The following is an 18,843-nucleotide window of genomic DNA, read 5'->3' as shown; positions in this document are numbered from 1 at the left end:
AGGGAAATCTGACAAAAATTGCCGAAGAGGATCGTCTGCGTACACGCGGACGATAACAACGAGTGTAGACCGGACTTCGTAACTTCTCCCGTAAACCGCCGAAAAGCTGTACAAGGGAAAGAGCATCGTCGATAGTGAAAGCGAAAAAGCTAGCCTGCTAGTTATTGACTGACTTTACCCAGAGGAATCTCCATGACCATCGCGTTGCTCAGCCATGTTGAACTTGATGCTGGCTATCCTGACCGTTTTGAAGCCGCCGGTTTTTCCCTTTATTTTGCCACTTCACCCGAAAAGCGAACCCACCTTGATCCGCAGATTGCTCAGAAAATTCGTGCGGTATTGACCATTGGTAGCATCGGATTAAGCGCAACTGAAATGGATGCGTTACCGGCGCTGGAAATCATTTGTGCGCAGGGTGTGGGTTTTGAACATATTGATGTCGCCGCAGCAAAACAGCGGGGCATTCATGTCACGAATGGCCCCGGTACCAATAACGCTTCCGTTGCTGACCATACGCTGGCGCTGATGCTGGCAGTCACGCGGAAAATCCCGCAGTTTGATGCCGCCGTACGTACGGGAGAATGGAAAAAGACGCGCTGGAACACGCCGGGAATGGCGGGCAAACGTCTTGGGGTGATCGGTCTGGGCAATATCGGTGCGTTGATCGCCCGTCGTGCCGCGGGCGGATTTGATATGAAGATCGGATATCACAACCGGCGTGCACAGGAAGACAGCCCGTACCGCTATTTCCTCACTGTTACTGAGCTGGCTGAGTGGGCTGATTATCTGGTGGTGGCGACGCCGGGAGGCAAAAATACCGTCAGGCTGGTGGACGCTGCGGTGCTTCGTGCACTGGGGCCGGAGGGTTTTTTGATTAATATCGCGCGGGGAAGTGTGGTGGACAGTGCCGCGCTGATTGCCAGCCTGCGCAATAACGACATCGCCGGTGCCGCGCTGGATGTGGTGGACGGTGAGCCGCAGGTGCCCGCAGAAATGCTCACGCTGGATAATCTGGTGATCACGCCGCACGTCGCGGGTCGCTCGCCGGAATCAGTAGAAAATATGCTGACGCTGGTGTTATCAAATCTTGAGGCGCATTTTGGCGGAAGGCCGGTCATGACGCCAGTGCCGGAGTAACCCGCTGATTATAAGTGTTTTGCTGAGAATGCTTTAAAAACGCCGCTTGCCGGCGTTTTTTTATGACAGCCGAAAAGCAGGTGCCTGGCTTCTATAGTCGTAAAAAGCATAAGTAACCGCTTTTTCTTATTTGTCTGGCATAGCAACAGATCGTAACAATAGGGTTTTCGGCAAGCAAAGAGGCAGACAGCGGTGAACTTTCAACAACTCAAAATTATACGGGAATCAGCGCGATGCAATTACAACCTGACCGAAGTATCGAACATGCTGTTCACGTCGCAGTCAGGTGTCAGTCGTCATATCCGCGAGCTGGAAGATGAGCTGGGCGTTGAAATATTTATCCGTCGTGGAAAGCGCTTACTGGGGCTGACTGAGCCGGGTAAAGAGTTGCTGGCAGTGGCCGAGAGAATTCTCAATGAGGCGCAGAATATCCGCCGTCTGGCGGATGTTTTCTCCAAAGAAGATGCGGGCGTGCTGACCATCGCCACGACTCACACCCAGGCGCGTTACAGCTTGCCTAAAGTCATCAAAGCCTTCCGCGCCATTTATCCCGGTGTACGACTCGAGTTACATCAGGGTTCGCCACAGGAAGTGCTGGCAATGCTGCTGAGCGGGCAGGCGGACGTCGCCATCGCCAGCGAAAAGCTGATGAATGATCCGTCAGTCGCCGCGTTTCCTTATTACCGCTGGCATCACGCGATTGTAGTGCCCCAGGGACATCCGCTGACGTTGCAACACCCGCTGACGTTACAGCATCTGAGTGAACAGCCGCTGATCACCTATCGTCAGGGTATTACTGGCCGTTCCCGTCTCGATGAGGCCTTCAGCCGCGCCGCGCTGACCGCCGATATCGTGCTGAGTGCGCAGGATTCTGATGTGATTAAAACCTACGTTGAGCTGGGGCTGGGCGTGGGTATTCTGGCCGATAAGGCGTTTGAAGCCACCCGTGATACCGGCCTTCAGTTGATCAACGCGGAACATTTATTCGAAGCCAATACCGTCTGGCTGGGGCTGAAGAAAGCGCAATTACAGAGAAACTACGTATGGCGGTTTATCGAGTTGTGTAATCCGGGGCTGTCGGTCAATGAAATTAAAGAGAAGGTGTTCGCCACGGGCGGCGAACCGGTGATTGACTATCAGATCTAGGCGGCCAGAGGGGGCGTACCCTTAGGTCCGGTTCAAGTTCAAGTTCGTGGGCGTCGGCCCACACCGACAAAACCTTGGGTTGCCACCCAAACTGGCCTTAAGGTCAACACCGTGGGCTCGCCGCCCACACGGGCCCAAAGGGTTTTAAACGAAACCCTTTGGAATCCTGCGTTTTTTTAACTGCGCGCTCCGCTCGCTGGCTATGTTTCAGTTGCCGCGGCGACAGGCTGGAAATCTTGCCGCTGCGCGGTGCCTTCTCTCGGTCTTCGAGCCGCAGGTCTCGAAGCCGCTCCATTCAGCAAGCTTTCTGAACCGCCCCTGGCTTTTAAAAAAACAAAACAGAACAAGTAAGGTTGTGAAGTAAAGGCCTGAGGCCGGTTTCAAAATACCGCCGGACGAGAGGTGGAAAACCGCGTGTCTTTCTACGCGGGTTGTAACCCGAAGGGAGGGAACCGCGCAGCGGCGGGATTTTGCGGCTATCGCTGTGATGCCTGAAACATAGCCAGCGAGCGGAGCGCGCATTTGAAAGACGGGGGAGATCCAAGAGGGGCCCGTCCTGGCCCCTTTTGGGCGGTTTCGGCGCAGCGCGATAAGTGATCGCTGTAATTGAGAAACCGAAATAGGCTCTGGCAAGACGTAACCTGCCTGGTAAGGCAAATTTCACCTATAAAAAAACCGGTCAAATGACCGGTTTTTAACCTTCGCTAAACGCGAAATTTACACCGCCGGTTTGGCGATCACATTCCGGTTTTCCATGCGAACTTCCGCAATGTTCACCTCAATCATGTCGCTCTGACGATAAGCCACTTCGCCTTTGATCAGCACAGTGCCCGTCTCGGCGCTGCAGACCAGTTCATCACGCACGCTGTGCAGGAACGAAGCCGGGATGAATGCTACGGCGCCGATATCTTGCAGACGTACACGAAGACCGCCGCGGGTGACATCGATGATTTCAGCGCTGAATTTAACGTCAGTACCGACTTTATCTTCCAGATAACGGGCATATAACCAGTCACCAACATCGCGCTCGGCCATGCGGTTGGCACGACGGCGTTCTGCCAGCTGAAGGGTCATATCGTCCTGAGGTTTTCCAGCAGACTGTTGCAGGATCATCGCTTTCAGCAGACGGTGGTTCACCATGTCACCGTATTTACGGATAGGCGATGTCCAGGTCGCGTAAGCTTCCAGACCCAGACCGAAGTGCGGGCCCGGTGTGGTGCTGATTTCTGCAAAGGTCTGGAAACGACGGATGCGGCTGTCGAGGAACTGTGTTGGCAATGCATCAAGCTTACGGCGCAGTGCGCAGAAACCTGGCAGGGTCAGCAGTTCTTCAGCGTTGGCTTCAACATCATTGGCCTGCAGCACGGTGACCGCGTTTTCAACCAGTAACGGATCAAAACCGGTATGTACGTTGTAAACGCCGAAACCGAGGCTGTCGCGCAGGGCGATAGCGGCACAGACGTTGGCGGCAATCATCGATTCTTCAACGATGCGGTTGGCAATGCGGCGGTGTTCCGCGACGATTTCCAGCACGTTGCCTTTCTCACCCAGCACGAAGCGGTAATCAGGACGGTCTTTAAACACCAGCGCATGTTCGGTACGCCATGCGCTGCGCAGGTCGCAAACGCGTTTGAGCAGACGGATCTGGGAGGCGATCACCTCGCTGGCCGGTTGCCATTCGCTTTGCTCATCCGCTTCCAGCCAGTCAGACACATCGTCGTAAGCCAGTTTGGCTTTCGATTCAATGGTTGCGGCGAAGAAACGAATATCGTTGCCCAGTGCGCCATCAGTGCCCACTGTGACAGAACACGCCAGAACCGGACGGCTGACGTCCGGCCACAGGGAACAGATATCATCGGACAATTCACGCGGCAGCATCGGGATATTGAAGCCCGGCAGATAGTTGGTGAATGCGCGTTTTTTCGCAATGTTGTCGAGTTCGCTGCCTTCGCTGACGTAAGCCGTCGGGTCCGCAATTGCGACCGTCATTTGCAGGGTGCCGTCGCCGTTGTCTTTCACATACAGCGCGTCATCCATGTCCTGGGTACTGCCACTGTCGATAGTGACAAATGGCAGGGCAGTCAGATCTTCGCGGGTCAGGCCTTCATCACGCAGTTCGGCAATATCCGATTTCGGCGCTTCACGTTCAAGATTATGACGTGCCAGCGTGACCCACCACGGCGCAAGATCGTCGGCGCCGGTGGTGATCCATTCGGTGATTTCAGCCTGGAAGCTGTGATCGCCTTCTTTCAGCGGGTGGCGGCGCATTTCGGCCACACACCAGTCGCCGTCGCTCACTTCATGATTGATGTTTCGGGCAACGCGGCACTGAATAGCATCACGTAATAAAGGGTGATCAGGAATGATAGAAAGACGATCGTCTTTCTTCGTTACGCGGCCAACAAAACGGCTGAGAAAAGGTTCAACCAAGGTTTCCGGCTGGACGACTTCACGCTCTTTTTCGGTTTGCAGGGAAGCGATAACACGATCGCCGTGCATGACTTTTTTCATGTACGGAGGGGGAATGAAATAGCTTTTTTGACCATCTACTTCAAGAAAGCCAAAGCCTTTCTCAGTGCCTTTCACGATGCCTTCGACACGTGGAGTCTGAGAGTGAAGTTGCTGTTTTAGCTGCGCGAGCAGCGGGTTATCTTGAAACATATCGTCCAGAGAATTGGGGGTTAATGTGGCTCGATTAGCGGCAGACAGTTTTACGCGATCTGGCCCCTTCGGGCAAGCGGCATCTGCCCCTTTCGCCTCTTAACCCTGAAGCGAAAGGGAGATTTGCGCGATGTCGCGCAAGACCGGCTTATGCGATACGTTGCAGGTCAACTTTTGGCTGGCAGCGACGGATAGTCACCGGCACGGCTTTGGAGGTCGGGGTATGGGTCTGGTCGCCAAAACTGGACATCGGTACCAGCGGGTTGGTTTCCGGATAATACGCTGCCAGGTTACCGCGCGGAATATCGTAGCTGACCAGTTTGAAGCCCGTGACTTTACGCTCAATACCGTCATTCCACAGCGTTTCGATTTCTACCAGTTCGCCGTCTTCCAGGCCTAAATCCGCCAGATCCTGCGGGTGAATAAACAGCACTTCACGCTGGCCATAAACGCCACGGTAACGGTCATCGAGGCCGTAAATGGTGGTGTTGTACTGGTCATGAGAACGTAAGGTTTGCAGGGTGAACGGTGCGTTCCGGTCGCCCATCGGGATCAGCACTTCAGGTAATGGTGATGCACTGAAATTCGCTTTGCCGCTCAGGGTATTAAATTTCAGTTCTGCTGCCGCGTTGCCGAGATAGAAACCGCCTTTGATATCGCAGCGCGCATTAAAATCCTGGAAGCCCGGAATGGTGGCTTCAATATGGTCGCGGATCAGATTGTAATCGTCAGCCAGCGCCATCCAGTCGAGGTATTTATCTCCCAGAACGGCATTGGCGATACCACAGACAATTGCAGTTTCGGAACGTTGTTCTTTTGATAACGGGATCCCCACACCTTCGGAGGCATGCACCATGCTGAAAGAGTCTTCAACCGTGATGAACTGTGAACCGGTCGCCTGCATATCCAGCTCTGTACGGCCCAGCGTTGGCAGGATCAGCGCTTCTGCTCCCGGCGTCAGGTGCGTACGGTTCAGTTTGGTACTGATCTGCACTGACAAATCCAGATTGCTCAGCGCCTGTTCGGTACGTGGCGTATCCGGTGCCGCAGCCGCCAGATTCCCGCCGAGACAAATCAGAACTTTGGCTTCCTTGCGCAGCATGGCTTCCAGCGCTTCAACAGTGTTGTGACCCGGTACGCGCGGCGGTGTGAATTTGAAGTGGCTTTCCATCGCATCCAGCAACGCTTTTGGCGCTTTCTCATCAATACCCATGGTGCGGTTACCCTGCACATTGCTATGACCGCGAACCGGACACAACCCGGCACCCGGTTTGCCAAGCTGACCAAACAGCAGTTGCAGGTTGGTGATTTCACGCACGGTCGGCACCGAGTGTTTATGTTGTGTCACGCCCATCGCCCAGGTACAAATCACGCGTTCGGCGTTCATATAAATCGCCGCTGCTTCTCGCAGATCCTGTTCACTCAGACCGGACTGTTCAGTGATTTTTTCCCAACGGGTGGCATCGACCACGGCCAGATACTCATCGACACCGGCACAGTTTGCCGCGATGAATTCTTCATCAAACAGGGAAGGCTGACCGGAAGCAATACGTTCGCGGTGCGTCTGCAACAACGCTTTCACGATACCGCGCACGGCCGCCATGTCGCCGCCAAGATTTGGCTGGTAATAGGCGGCGCTGATGCGACCGGCTTTCGGTGTGACCACTTCCAGCGGTTTTTGCGGATCGGCGAAACGCTCAAGGCCCCGTTCGCGCAGGGTGTTAAAGCTGACCACTTTTGCACCCCGGTCAGACGCATGACGCAGGCTGTGCAGCATACGCGGGTGGTTAGTGCCCGGATTCTGGCCAAAGACGAAAATGGCGTCTGCTTTCTCAAAGTCATCCAGACGGATGGTGCCTTTACCGACGCCGATGCTTTGTTTGAGGCCCACACCGCTGGCTTCGTGACACATGTTCGAGCAGTCAGGGAAGTTGTTGGTGCCGAACATACGGCCAAACACCTGATACAGATAAGAGGCTTCGTTACTGGCCCGGCCGGAGGTGTAGAAATCTGCCTGATCGGGGCTTTCCAGTCCTTTCAGATGGCTGGCGATCAGCGAGAATGCGGCGTCCCAGCTGATAGGTTCGTAATGGTCAGTGGTGCGGTTATAACGCATCGGGTGGGTAAGGCGCCCCTGATATTCGAGGAAATAATCGCTCTGTGCGCGCAGTTTACTCACACTGTGTTGCGCGAAGAATTCAGGTTCGACGGCTTTACGGGTCGCTTCCCAACTGACGGCTTTTGCACCGTTTTCGCAGAAGCTGAACGTGCTGTGATTATCGTCTCCCCAGGCACAGCCCGGACAGTCAAAACCGCGACCTTTGTTAACACGCATCAGGTTACGTAAGTTGGAAAGAACTTTTTTACTGTCAAAGACGAAACGGGTGGTTGATTCCAGTGCACCCCAGCCGCCGGCAGCGCCGTGGTAGGGTTTGATCTCAGTTTTGAATTTCATAATTATGCTTCGCAGGTGGTTTTTGTCTTGTCTGTGAACAAACCGGATAGTGAATTGTTAACCGGATTGTTAATTTTATGTCACAAGTTTAGGAGGGGGTAACAAGAACGTCTAATCGAATGCTGTGATGGAGCGATAGAAATCCTCTATCGCAGGGTAATATCAGGAAATAACGGAAATTCCCCGTGAGGAAAGGGGTTCCTGATGGCATTTCATCCGTTTGGAAAACAGCGGGTTGTGATAACAAAACCTGATTGCAGTCTCAGATGAGGTTATGGGTGGAAATTAACACAAGTTGTAACAAAACCGTTTCATTATGAAATGGTTAGCAAAAGACTAAGGGTTTTTCTGCAAGAGGTTTTAGTGCAACCTATGCCGCAGATTTTATCCCCCAGGTTTTTGATATATTGCCGGGTTTAATAACAACCCGGCAATATGGTGTGTTTAAGGAAGATTCAGTGAAACGTAGTGTAATGAGTGTTTTATCTTGTGTATTAATGTTCTCTGCAGGCAGTGCGAAAGCTATCGCGCCACTTGATTTCCCTGTCGTGCCGCCAAGCATTGACGCTGCTTCTTTTGTGCTGATGGATTATGCCAGCGGTGATGTGCTGGCCGCGGGCAACCCGGATGAGCGCCGTAACCCGGCCAGCCTGACCAAACTGATGACAGGTTATGTCATTGACCGCGCGTTAGATCATAAAAAAATCACCATGGATGACGTGGTAACGGTGCCGCAGGAAGCCTGGGTCGCCGGTAATAAAAGTCTGGCCGGTTCTTCACTGATGTTCCTCAAACCGGGCGACCATGTCACCGTGCGTGACCTGATCCGCGGCATCATCATAACTTCCGGTAACGACGCCTGCGTGGCCATGGCCGATTATGTGGCGGGCAGCCAGGATTCATTCGTTGGAATGATGAATCAGTACGTGGTGAGTATGGGGCTGACCAATACGCATTTCGAGACCGTTCATGGTCTGGACGCGCCGGGGCAATACACCACTTCTTACGATCTGGCGAAACTTTCCCGCGCCATTATCGGCGGAGAACCTGAGGAATATCATATGTATGCCGAGAAATCGCTGACGTATGACAACATCACTCAGCAAAACCGTAACGGGCTGTTGTGGGATAAAAACCTGCAGGTTGATGGCCTGAAAACGGGTCACACTGAAAGCGCCGGTTTCAACATTATTGCCTCTGCCACGCAGGGTGACCGCCGTCTGATCGCCGTCGTGATGGGCGGTAAAAGCTCAAAAGGCCGCGAAGAACAGGCGCGCAAACTGCTGACCTGGGGTTTCCGCGAATACACCAGTAAACAGATTTTCAAAGCCGATCAGACCGTTTCCAGCGAACACGTCTGGTTTGGTGCTCATCCTCAGGTGAAAGTCGGTTCCCTGAGTGATGTGTTCATCAGCGTGCCGCAGGCCGATGCCGATAAGCTGAAAGCGCAGTATGTGCTGACCAGTCCGCAAATTGACGCACCGCTGAAGAAAGGTCAGGAGCTTGGCAGTATCAATATCGTGGATAACGGCAAAGTCATCAAAACCGTGCCGCTGGTTGCACTGGAAGATGTTGCCCAGGGCGGGATCATCAGCCGTGCGATTGATTATGTGAAACTGAAAATCTGAGTTCTGCTCCGCTTGTCAAAACGCAAAAAGAGCCTGCCCGAAAAGCAGGCTCTTTTTTTGCACCTGCTGCACCACAGTTGAACATTCTGCGGCACCGGGGCGACATCTTTATTCCTCCCCGTCGGACAGGGCAGGTGTAATTACCTGAAAATCCCATCGAATCAATGTGGCATGTTTGTTGCTGAGAACTTATTTCTTGCTAGCAATGTTAAAAATCTTTGGCTGGCGTTGACAGGAAATAAGGGAGACGACGAATGACAACATTGAATATGCCCATGACAATCGCGGCCAGCGCACGGTGGCGGCAGTTAGTTTTGGGGCTGATTTGCATGGCGGCGATTTCCAGTCCGCAATATGTCTGGACTCTGCTGACTAAGCCGCTCGCGCTTAAACTGGGGGTTCCGCTGGCAGAGTTACAGGTTACGTTCTCGCTACTGATAATTCTGCAAACCTTCTTTTCTCCTTTTCAGGGCAGCCTGATTGAACGTTTTGGCCCGCGGAAACTGATTTCAATCGGCACGCTGTTATCAGGGTTCAGTTGGGTACTGGCGTCACAAGTCAGCAGCATTGCTGGTCTTTATCTGGTTTATGGCTGCATCGGCGGACTGGGTACCGGCATTGTTTATGTCGGTGTCGTCGGGTTGATGGTGCGCTGGTTCCCGCATAAACGTGGCTTTGCGGCGGGAATGGTGGCCGCCGGGTACGGAATGGGCGCAATTCTGACCACGTTCCCTGTTTCGACGTCCCTGACCAGTCGCGGGCTGGAAAGTACGTTGATTATCTTTGGCGTTATTTTCGCCGTCATTGGTTTTCTGGCCAGCCAGGGATTACGGCTGCCGCCGTCGCTCAGCGAGCGTCAGGATGTGCCGGTCATGGTGACGGAAGGCAAACAGTACCGTCCGAAACAAATGCTCAGGCAGCCTCTGTTCTGGCTGATGTTTTTCATGATGGCGATGATGTCGACTTCAGGGCTGATGGTCACATCGCAAATGGCGGTGTTTGCCCATGATTTTGGTATCACGGAAGCGGTGGTGTTTGGCATGGCCGCGTTGCCGCTGGCACTGACCATTGACCGTTTTACCAACGGGCTGACACGCCCGCTGTTCGGTTTTATATCGGATAAATTTGGTCGTGAGCAGACGATGTTTATCGCATTTGCGCTGGAAGGCTGTGCGATGATTTTGTGGCTGATGTGCCGAGACAATGCTGTGTTGTTTGTTCTGCTCTCCGGCGTGGTGTTTTTTGGCTGGGGAGAAATTTTTTCCTTGTTCCCGTCAACGCTGACCGACACTTTTGGCAGTCAGAATGCCACTGCTAATTATGGCTGGTTGTATATGTCGCAGGGCATAGGCTCCATTTTTGGCGGCCCGCTTGCGGCACTGATTTACCAGCACACGGGCGGATGGAACGTTGTATTCACCTGCGCCATCACGCTGGATTTTGTCACCGCCATTCTGGCGCTCTGGGTACTGAAACCCTGGCGTGCCCGTTTTATGCAGGCAGCCCGTGCTGAATAACCTTAAACAGCAAAAAGGCACCTTTTCGGCGCCTTTTTCATGTTTATACTGTCCTGTCATAACTTCACGTCAAATTTCCCGGCCTGATAGTCGAGAATGGCCTGATTGATTTCCTGTGTCGTATTCATCACAAACGGCCCGTGTGAGACCACCGGTTCATTGATTTTATCGGCATGGCCGAACAGGAAAGTTGCGTCATCTTTTGCCGTCAGGGTTACGCGGTCTTCGCTGTTATCCATCTCAATCAGATGCCACGCCAGTGCCTCAGTATTATCAATCATGAGACGACCTTTAACGGTATACAGAAACACCTGACGCGCGACAGGTGCCGGTAAGGTCACTTCGCTGCCCGCTGTCATCTGTACAGTCATCATGGTCACGCCGGTGAGGGAATCGATCGGGCCGGTGACGCCCGCGATGCTGCCGGAAATCAGGTTGATGGTGCCCTGACCTTTGCTCAGTGAGATCTGAGGGATCTCGTATGCCTGCAAACCGACATAGCCCGGAGCGGTCATTTTCAGGCGGGAAGGCAGGTTAACCCAGAGTTGCAGAATTTCCAGTTCGCCACCGTTACGTTTAAACGATTCCGGCGACAGCTCCGAATGGATCAGGCCTGAACCCGCGGTCATCCATTGCACACCGCCGGGACCGATAATGCTTTCATGACCGCCGGTATCGCTGTGCGCCAGCTCGCCACGCAGAATAAATGTCACGGTTTCAAACCCGCGGTGCGGATGCGGACCAAACGGAAGTCCGAGATTATCCGGCGCGTACACCTGCGGACCGTGATGATTGAGAAACAGGAAAGGATCGAGTTGTTCGAGTTGTTCGAGCTGCGGTCCGGGCAGCGGACGGCGGGTTTGCAAATCACGAATATCATCGCGATACGCTTTGTATTGCTGAACAATTTTACGGGTCATGGTCATGCTCCGGGAAAACATTGGGCTTTTTACGAAGACTAGCGGGGTTTGGAGACGTTGTCACAGAGGAATGTTAACAAGCTGTAATTCAGGTAAAAGCAGCGGGGCGACCGGCTCACGGACGCCCCGAACGGCCTAAAACACTTTCGAAGAAAAATCCGTTTTCACTTCGCTTTCAATATAAGTATTTAATCCCCAGCCAGCACGCGCCAGTTCCTTCATCTTTTCAAGATGTTCAGGGCCGGGATGACGGATGTCATAAAGATAAACGTGATTATTTTTGAAGCGGACTTTAATCGAGTTGGCATCAATCTGGAAGCTGACAACCTGTGAATCACCGCTTTTGTTGGCGTAATTTTCCATGCTGCATCCTGTTAGCTAAGCCTGATTTCGGGCGACATCCTCTATTAACCACGTCCGGGCTTTACTTGCAGGGCGACAGTTCACAGTTTATCCAACTCGCTGAAAACTTAGCGTATCTGTGTATTAATAAACTAGCCTTTGCGTAATTTAAGCCCTGCGGCGGCTGTCGCGAGGCGCCTTGTCTCAATAAAGGAGGCCATGTTTTTTTGGGCCTGCTCAACGTGTTTCGCGGATGCCACACGGGGAGAACCTGATAAAAAGGGCGGTTCAGGGTCGTATTCCATTTGCAACTGAATACCTTGCGCTATGTCGTTGCCATAAATATCGGCAATGACATTTAAAGCGAAATCTATGCCTGATGTTACCCCCGCACCGGTAATCCTGTTGCGATCCCTGACCACGCGTTCATTCACGGGCTCGGCACCGAGTAAGGTAAGTTGGTCAAGCGAAGCCCAGTGGGACGTGGCTTTGTAACCCTGTAACAGGCCCGCTGCGCCAAGCACAAGAGAACCTGTGCATACTGAAGTCACCAGCCGGGCATTTTCACTTTTATGGCGAATAAAAGTGAGCGTCTCATCATCGGACATCAGTTTTATCTGGCCGGGTCCACCGGGGATGCAGATGACATCCAGTTCAGGGCAATTTTCAAATGTATGGGTGGGTAAAATACGCATGCCCCGGTCAGACGTCACGGGATCCGACGTTTTCCAGATAAGATGGATTTTGGCCCCCGGTGCTCTGGCGAAGACTTCAAATGGCCCCGTCAGATCCAATTGTGTAAGTTGCGGAAACAAAAGCATGCCGATTGATAAAGCCGGAAAGTCGCTCATTTACTGCTCCCTGTTTGCCGGACATCTGAGGATTGACAAAGAAATTGATTAAGCAGAGTAGTCAATTAACATCCGGATGACTACATATCACTCCCCGATTTTTCGGGGAGTGATGCAACAGGCAGTCGTCACGCTTCTTCGCGATTATTTCAGCAGGAACGAATGATCAAAGGTGCCGGTGACGTTCAGCGCGACGGGCAATAATCCCTGCGCATGATAGAAATCCGCCGTTTGCTGTTGCTGCGTCCCGGTCGCGGCATCTATCGGTTGCCAGTAGGATTTACGGCGCTCGAACCCAAGCTTTGCGGCCTCCAGCGGGAAACCGATAATTTTCGCCAGTTTTTCGCTGTACGCATCCAGATTTTGATACGCCCATATCTGTGCATCGCTCAGGCGTTGAAGATAGTCAGCGATGGCCTCGCGTTTAGCCTTATCTTTCAGCGCCGTATCCGTCGCGGCAAGGAAGCTGTTACCCGACCACAAACCGCGGCCATTGACCACCACACGCAGATGATCCTGAGTCTCAGCGAATGCGGTGTAGGGTTCCCACGTCGCCCAGACATCCACCGAACCTTGCGTCAGCGCCAGTTTTGCATCGCTCGGCGGCAGGAAGCGGAACGTGACGTCTTTGGCGCTCAGCCCGGCAGAGGCAAGGGCTTTCAGCGCAACAAAATGTCCGATAGAACCGCGGTTGGTGGCGATACTTTTGCCTTTCAGATCCGCCGCGCTTTTGACCGGACTGTCCGGTTTCACCAAAAGCGCGGTGCCGTAGGCGTCTGACTTATCCACGGCGATGGCTTTCACCTGTGCGCCTGCTGCTTGCGCAAATAACAGCGGCGCATCGCCGATAATACCCACATCCACCGCCTGCGCATTCAGCGCTTCTGCCAGCGGCGCAGCGGCCGGGAACTCTGACCATTCAATTTTGTACGGCAGTTTATCCAGCTTATTCGCCGCTTCCAGTTGTGCCCGCATATTGCCCTTCTGATCGGCGACCCGCAGGGTAATTTGTCCGGCATTTGTGGCGAATACCGCACCGGTCAGCGTGACCAGCAGCAGAAGATTTCTCACATTCAGTTGCATCGGGGGTCCTTAACTCAGTGCAGTCGCAGAAGTGTGTTTTCGGGCTTCCCGCGCGGCGATTTTTTGCTTTGTCAGTGGGATCAGACTTTGGCCGTATTCGACGGCGTCGTTAAGCGGATCAAAGCCGCGGATCAGGAAAGTGGTGATGCCCAGATCGTAATATTTCAACAAGGCATCGGAGACCTGTTCCGGCGTGCCGACCAGGGCCGTAGAGTTTGAACCACCACCAATCAGCCCTGCGATGCCGGTCCACAGGCAGGAATCCAGACGGTCGCCTTGCGCGACGGCATTCAGTAACCGCTGAGCGCCCACGCTTTGGGGTTTTGCCGCCAGCGTCTGACCTTTTTCAGCCTGCTGGGCTGTCGCCTTGGCGAGAATTTCATCGGCTTTCGCCCAAGCTTCTTCTTCTGTTTTGCCGAGGATCGGGCGGAAGGAAATACTGAAGTTAATATCCCGGTTGTGCTTTGCCGCAGAGGCTTTTACCGCGTCCACCGTTTCTGCGGCGCTGGTCAGCGGCTCGCCCCATAATGCAAACACATCTGCCTGTTTACCCGCAACGCGGATGGCGTCATCGGAAGATCCGCCGAAATATACCGGCAGGTTTTTCTGATAAGGCTTAATGGCGGAGAACGCGTTTTCCGCCTGGTAGAATTCGCCCTGATGATCAAAACCGGTTTCTGAATACCAGCTCTGTTTCAGCACATCGATATATTCATCCGTGCGCTGATAGCGGCCGGACTTCGCCACAAAATCGCCGTCACGACGTTGTTCCGCATCGCTGCCACCGCTGATGATATGCACCGCCACGCGACCATCCAGCAGATGATCGAGGGTCGCCAGCTTACGGGCGGCGAGGGTCGGCGCAACAAAGCCCGGGCGATGGGCCAGAAGAAAATGAATACGGGATGTGCTGGCACCGGCGTGTGCTGTGACCAGAAAAGCATCGGGCTGGTCAGAGGCATAGGCCACCAGAATGCGATCAAAACCGGCATCTTCATGGGCTTTGGCAAAATCGGAAATGTATTTTTTATCGAAAATCGGGCCGGTCGGGGGGATGATTTCGGAAGCCAGACGGTGTCCGATCATACCCATAAATTGCACGCTCATAGGCTGTCACTCCTCGGGATGAGGCCAGCGGATGAAAGTCTGCGCTGGCAGGAGTTATCACCATAAACGGCAATTTACTATGTGAGAAATTCATTATCTTCATAAGCTAATATGAAAAATGTGCATGAAGATTTTCCCTCCACCCGCGTGGGGGAGGGAATGACTCTGTGTCAGGGGGGATGTATTACTGTTTCCGTAAATGCTCAGCATTGAGCACAATATCCTGTCCTTTCTTTTCGGTGCGTCCGCTTAAACTCACCAAATCCGCCGGGGTAATTTCCTGACCATCCCAGGCCGATTTTTTAATAAACACCTCCATCGTGCCAGTCTTATCGCGGAAAATATAAGTGTCCTCACCGGTTTTTTTAATTAAGTTCCCTTCGATCGTTACCCAGTTGAGTGATTGCGTTTTCTTAATATTGGCCACGTTATTCTCATGGGAATCCTGCGTGCCACGCTTGCCGCTGTCCTGTTTGTGCTGAGGTGGCGGAGTGTCGTCATTTTTAAACCCGCCACCGGTATCGGCCATAGCCTGCGTATTAACAGCAAATGCGGTCAGTAAAATAATGATCCATGGTTTCATCGTCAGTTTCCTCTGCTTATTTCCAGTCATAAAAAGCATGGCAGAAAATAACTATTTTGCTCACAAACAGGGCTGTTCCAGATTATTCCCGAAGGCTGTTCGCGCTGTGTATCGGTAAATCCAGTCCGTTAGCAATGGCCGCCGCAAATGCATCTATCGCCGGAACCTGACTCGCAGGAACGTTGGGATAAATCAGCCACAACTGGCTGCGGGGGGCGAAGTCTTTCAGCGCATACAGCGCCAGTTCCGGACGCAGCGCATGTTTTTCTACCAGCGCGCGTGGCATCAGTCCCAGGCCGCGTCCTTCGGCGATCAGGGATAATTGCAAGGTCGTGCCAAACGCCTCGAGATTGATGAGCAAAGGTAAACCCTGTTCAGTCAGCGCGCGTTGCAGGGCGGCGCGGAAACCGCAGCCGTGCGGATTGAGGATCCACCCGTGCTGATAACACTCTTCCAGACGTTGTGGCAAAGCCTGTGTGGCTTTCGGGCCGACAACCACTAAATCGACCGGACCGAGCGGCTGGTTTTCGACACCCTCCGGAAATTGCTTACTGGCGGGGAACAGCACGACTGCCGCTTCCAGCTCCTGCTGTTGTACCCGTAATAACAACTCTTCGCCCCAGCCGCTGGAAAGTCGCGGCTGGATTTCCGGAAACTGCGCAGAGAGCGTTTTCAGGGCAGGCAACAGACTGCTTTCGCTCAGGCTTTGTGGTACGGCAAGGCGCAAAAGGCCGGAGGGCGGGCTGTCGGCGGCAACCAAATCACTGAGCGCATCCACTTCACGCAAAATATGGCGGCATTGCTGATAAACGCGGTTGCCCATCAGCGTCGGTTTCAGGGGTTTGGTCTGGCGGTTCAGCAGTGGAATACCCAGCGATTCTTCAAAATTTTGTACCCGACGGGTAATTGCCGGCTGTGTCAGCCCCAGTTCATCGGCAGCAAGCCGGGTCGATTGCAGGCGGATAACGGCAACAAAAGCCGTCAGGTCTTCAATTTTCATGGGCACTCAGTGTCAGGATTAGTCATAAAGTATCCCGGCAGAATAAAACAATTTTCAGCGGGAAGCTGGATCCTGATGCACATTTTTATGTGTAATTTGCATATTAGCTTATCCATAAAATGAATTTTGGTTGCATCAGCCCGGTGCTAGCCTGTCATTAACAGTGATGAGATATGAGGAAAGCGATGATGACTTTACAGCTCGCGCCGCTGAGAGCCTTTCTGGCGGATTTCACCCGGCTGGTGCAGGAACCGCACGGGCAGACGCAAATACTCGCGCAGGGAAGCGAACTGCTGGCCAGCCTTATCCGCGAGGATAACTGGCTGCCGGATGAATTTGCGCAGCCGCATCCTGAGCATTATCAGCAATATCTGCTGTATGCCGATCCGTTGTCGCGTTTTTCCGTGGTGAGTTTTGTCTGGGGGCCTGGGCAGAAAACGCCGGTACATGACCATCGCGTCTGGGGATTGATCGGTATGCTGCGCGGCGCGGAAGTCAGCCAGAATTATACCCGCCACCCCGACAGAACACTGCAACCGGAAGGAAATCCCCTTACGCTGCACGTTGGCGACGTCGAGAAAATCTCCCCCGATCAGCTGGATATCCACCAGGTCAGCAATTTTTTCAAGGATCAGGTATCGGTCAGTATTCACGTTTATGGCGGTAATATCGGTGCGATATCACGGGCGGTATACCTGCCAGACGGCACAGAGAAATCCTTTATTTCCGGCTACTCCAGCCCGCACCTTCCCAATATCTGGGACCTGTCAAAAGAGAAAAATCATGACTGATTCATATTCGCTGCCTTTACGTCATTTTTCAGAACTCCGCGAGGCGTTGCTTGAAGGGAAGGATGTGGCGCTGGTTGATTTGCGCGAAGAAGCGGCATTTGCCACCGGACATCCGTTGTTTGCCGCTAATCTGGCCCTGTCGAAGCTTGAACTCGATGTGCTGGATCGCATTCCCAACCGCAGTACGCCGGTCACGCTGTATGACAATGGTGAATTTTATGATGTGCAGCGCGGCGAGCGAAAAACAACCCGTGCGGCACAATTGCTGAAATCGCTGGGGTATCAGGACATTGCGTTACTGGCCGGTGATCTGGCGGGCTGGAAAGAGGCGGGCGGTGAGATATTTACTGATGTCAATGCGCCCAGTAAAGCCTTCGGCGAATGGGTTGAACATCACTATGATACGCCGTCCCTGAGTGCGGAACAGGTGCTGGCGCTGCAACAGCAGGGCGCAAACATAGCCGTGCTGGATGTGCGCCGTTTTGATGAATTTCAGGTGATGAGTATTCCGGGCGGCGTGAGCGTGCCGGGAGGCGAACTTGTACTGCGCCTGAAAGATGTGGTGCCTGATGAAAACACGCAGGTGATTATCAATTGTGCCGGGCGTACCCGCAGTATTATCGGCACGCAGTCTCTGATTAATGCCGGATTTACACAGCCGGTTTCCGCGCTGCGCAACGGGACGATTGGCTGGACGCTGGCGGGGCAGGAACTGTCACATCTGCAACACAAACAGTTTCCTGCGCTCAGTGAAACTTCGCACAGAACCGCATTGCAGGGTGCACAGGCTCTGGCTTTACGCGCTGGCGTACGCTCAGTGACAACGTCACAAATAGGCGCGTGGCAGCGAGATGATTCGCGCACGCTATATGTGTTTGACGTACGTACGGTGGAAGAATTTCGTGCAGGGCATCTGGCTGGTACGCGTCACGTTCCCGGCGGTCAGCTGGTTCAGGAAACCGATCACTATGCCAGCGTTCGCGGTGCGCGGATCGTGCTGGTGGATAATGATGGTGTGCGCGCACGCATGGCGGCGTCATGGCTGGCACAAATGAACTGGGAAGTATATATCGCTGAAGTGGAGGCTGCCGATCTGACTGAACAGGGCGACTGGAAAGCCCGCGTGGCGCCCGCACCGGCGGTGGAATCTGTCAAACCGGAACAGCTGCTGAACTGGCTGAGTGAGGGCAATACCGGCATTGTCGATCTCACTACCAGCGCGAATTTCCGTCACCGCCGCATTCCGGGGGCAGTCTGGACCACGCGGGGGAATATCCCGCAGGTTATCGCCTCACAGACGGAGAAAGAACGTTGGGTTGTCACCTGCACCAGCGGTTTACTGGCACGTTACGCTGTCACGGAGTTGGCTGAATTAACCGGCAAACCGGTTTATTTGCTGGAGAAAGGCACGGTGGGTTGGATCGATCAGGGGCTGTTGCTCGAGCGCGGTGATTCTGTTTATCTGGACAATGCGCAGGACAGATATCGTCGTCCTTACGAAGGCACGGATGTCAGCCCGCAGGCGATGCAGGATTATCTGGACTGGGAATACGGACTGGTCGGGCAACTGGAAAAAGACGGAACGCACGGTTTCCGATTACTGAAAGCCTGAGGGCTGAGGC

Annotated in this window: 15 protein-coding genes; 6 read left to right on the top strand and 9 right to left on the bottom strand. The window is 53.5% G+C overall.

All coding sequences use genetic code 11. The annotated features are described in order from the left end of the window. Window positions 1–192: 192 nt before the first annotated feature. The gene (locus RAHAQ2_RS11380; RefSeq protein ID WP_015697373.1) at window positions 193–1,137 is read left to right on the top strand and encodes a 2-hydroxyacid dehydrogenase; all 945 of its coding nucleotides are present in this window, start codon (window positions 193–195) and stop codon (window positions 1,135–1,137) included. A gap of 192 nt (window positions 1,138–1,329) precedes the next feature. Further along, entirely contained in the window at window positions 1,330–2,283 is a 954-nt protein-coding gene (gene cbl / locus RAHAQ2_RS11375; RefSeq protein WP_015697372.1) for an HTH-type transcriptional regulator Cbl, read from the top strand. Window positions 2,284–3,000: 717 nt separating this feature from the next. On the opposite strand, the gene RAHAQ2_RS11370 is transcribed toward cbl, so the two are convergent. Beyond that, window positions 3,001–4,944: an exoribonuclease II gene (locus RAHAQ2_RS11370; RefSeq protein WP_015697371.1), complete on the bottom strand. Its 1,944-nt coding sequence runs from the start codon at window positions 4,942–4,944 to the stop codon at window positions 3,001–3,003. Window positions 4,945–5,092: 148 nt separating this feature from the next. After that, the gene (locus RAHAQ2_RS11365; RefSeq protein ID WP_015697370.1) at window positions 5,093–7,399 is read right to left on the bottom strand and encodes an FdhF/YdeP family oxidoreductase; all 2,307 of its coding nucleotides are present in this window, start codon (window positions 7,397–7,399) and stop codon (window positions 5,093–5,095) included. Window positions 7,400–7,857: 458 nt separating this feature from the next. Here RAHAQ2_RS11365 and RAHAQ2_RS11360 point away from each other — a divergent pair, with 458 nt between their 5' ends. Both RAHAQ2_RS11360 and oxlT read left to right on the top strand, forming a co-directional pair. Beyond that, complete coding sequence (locus tag RAHAQ2_RS11360; RefSeq protein WP_015697369.1) at window positions 7,858–9,027, top strand: serine hydrolase; 1,170 nt, start codon at window positions 7,858–7,860, stop codon at window positions 9,025–9,027. A gap of 254 nt (window positions 9,028–9,281) precedes the next feature. After that, window positions 9,282–10,544, top strand: a complete 1,263-nt coding sequence (oxlT, locus tag RAHAQ2_RS11355; RefSeq protein WP_015697368.1) for an oxalate/formate MFS antiporter — start codon at window positions 9,282–9,284, stop codon at window positions 10,542–10,544. Between the two features lie 56 nt (window positions 10,545–10,600). Here the strand turns inward: oxlT and RAHAQ2_RS11350 are convergent, their stop codons facing one another. The 7 genes from RAHAQ2_RS11350 to RAHAQ2_RS11320 form a co-directional block, all read right to left on the bottom strand. Further along, window positions 10,601–11,464 carry a pirin family protein gene (locus RAHAQ2_RS11350; protein WP_015697367.1) on the bottom strand — a complete coding sequence of 288 codons (864 nt, stop codon included), beginning with the start codon at window positions 11,462–11,464 and terminating at the stop codon, window positions 10,601–10,603. Window positions 11,465–11,599: 135 nt separating this feature from the next. After that, on the bottom strand, window positions 11,600–11,827 hold the full coding sequence (locus RAHAQ2_RS11345) for a hypothetical protein (RefSeq protein ID WP_015697366.1): 228 nt from the start codon (window positions 11,825–11,827) through the stop codon (window positions 11,600–11,602). A gap of 131 nt (window positions 11,828–11,958) precedes the next feature. Continuing rightward, entirely contained in the window at window positions 11,959–12,657 is a 699-nt protein-coding gene (locus RAHAQ2_RS11340) for a DJ-1/PfpI family protein (protein ID WP_015697365.1), read from the bottom strand. Between the two features lie 144 nt (window positions 12,658–12,801). Further along, on the bottom strand, window positions 12,802–13,740 hold the full coding sequence (locus RAHAQ2_RS11335) for an ABC transporter substrate-binding protein (protein WP_015697364.1): 939 nt from the start codon (window positions 13,738–13,740) through the stop codon (window positions 12,802–12,804). Window positions 13,741–13,749: 9 nt separating this feature from the next. After that, entirely contained in the window at window positions 13,750–14,847 is a 1,098-nt protein-coding gene (locus RAHAQ2_RS11330) for an LLM class flavin-dependent oxidoreductase (RefSeq protein ID WP_015697363.1), read from the bottom strand. Between the two features lie 184 nt (window positions 14,848–15,031). After that, window positions 15,032–15,430 (bottom strand): NirD/YgiW/YdeI family stress tolerance protein, encoded by a 399-nt coding sequence (locus tag RAHAQ2_RS11325; protein WP_015697362.1) that lies wholly within the window; start codon window positions 15,428–15,430, stop codon window positions 15,032–15,034. A gap of 82 nt (window positions 15,431–15,512) precedes the next feature. Beyond that, the gene (locus tag RAHAQ2_RS11320) at window positions 15,513–16,430 is read right to left on the bottom strand and encodes a LysR family transcriptional regulator (RefSeq protein WP_015697361.1); all 918 of its coding nucleotides are present in this window, start codon (window positions 16,428–16,430) and stop codon (window positions 15,513–15,515) included. A 185-nt stretch (window positions 16,431–16,615) separates the two neighbouring features. Here RAHAQ2_RS11320 and RAHAQ2_RS11315 point away from each other — a divergent pair, with 185 nt between their 5' ends. Beyond that, complete coding sequence (locus RAHAQ2_RS11315) at window positions 16,616–17,221, top strand: cysteine dioxygenase family protein (protein ID WP_037039349.1); 606 nt, start codon at window positions 16,616–16,618, stop codon at window positions 17,219–17,221. Next, window positions 17,214–18,833: a rhodanese-like domain-containing protein gene (locus tag RAHAQ2_RS11310; protein ID WP_015697359.1), complete on the top strand. Its 1,620-nt coding sequence runs from the start codon at window positions 17,214–17,216 to the stop codon at window positions 18,831–18,833. Before RAHAQ2_RS11315 ends, RAHAQ2_RS11310 begins: the two co-directional genes overlap by 8 nt. Window positions 18,834–18,843 lie beyond the last annotated feature (10 nt).

The sequence above is a fragment of the Rahnella aquatilis CIP 78.65 = ATCC 33071 genome (genome assembly GCF_000241955.1).
GTDB classification, from domain to species: domain Bacteria; phylum Pseudomonadota; class Gammaproteobacteria; order Enterobacterales; family Enterobacteriaceae; genus Rahnella; species Rahnella aquatilis.
Note: the sequence above shows the minus strand (reverse complement) of the source record. Positions and strands in the feature narration are given on the sequence as shown.

Bases quoted from the DNA above. Each gene is read 5' to 3' on its own strand.
- RAHAQ2_RS11380 (WP_015697373.1), top strand. From the start codon at position 193: ATGACCATCGCGTTGCTCAGCCATGTTGAACTTGATGCTGGCTATCCT.
- RAHAQ2_RS11370 (WP_015697371.1), bottom strand. From the start codon at position 4,944: ATGTTTCAAGATAACCCGCTGCTCGCGCAGCTAAAACAGCAACTTCAC.
- RAHAQ2_RS11365 (WP_015697370.1), bottom strand. From the start codon at position 7,399: ATGAAATTCAAAACTGAGATCAAACCCTACCACGGCGCTGCCGGCGGC.
- oxlT (WP_015697368.1), top strand. From the start codon at position 9,282: ATGACAACATTGAATATGCCCATGACAATCGCGGCCAGCGCACGGTGG.
- RAHAQ2_RS11350 (WP_015697367.1), bottom strand. From the start codon at position 11,464: ATGACCCGTAAAATTGTTCAGCAATACAAAGCGTATCGCGATGATATT.
- RAHAQ2_RS11345 (WP_015697366.1), bottom strand. From the start codon at position 11,827: ATGGAAAATTACGCCAACAAAAGCGGTGATTCACAGGTTGTCAGCTTC.
- RAHAQ2_RS11340 (WP_015697365.1), bottom strand. From the start codon at position 12,657: ATGAGCGACTTTCCGGCTTTATCAATCGGCATGCTTTTGTTTCCGCAA.
- RAHAQ2_RS11335 (WP_015697364.1), bottom strand. From the start codon at position 13,740: ATGCAACTGAATGTGAGAAATCTTCTGCTGCTGGTCACGCTGACCGGT.
- RAHAQ2_RS11330 (WP_015697363.1), bottom strand. From the start codon at position 14,847: ATGAGCGTGCAATTTATGGGTATGATCGGACACCGTCTGGCTTCCGAA.
- RAHAQ2_RS11325 (WP_015697362.1), bottom strand. From the start codon at position 15,430: ATGAAACCATGGATCATTATTTTACTGACCGCATTTGCTGTTAATACG.
- RAHAQ2_RS11320 (WP_015697361.1), bottom strand. From the start codon at position 16,430: ATGAAAATTGAAGACCTGACGGCTTTTGTTGCCGTTATCCGCCTGCAA.
- RAHAQ2_RS11315 (WP_037039349.1), top strand. From the start codon at position 16,616: ATGATGACTTTACAGCTCGCGCCGCTGAGAGCCTTTCTGGCGGATTTC.
- RAHAQ2_RS11310 (WP_015697359.1), top strand. From the start codon at position 17,214: ATGACTGATTCATATTCGCTGCCTTTACGTCATTTTTCAGAACTCCGC.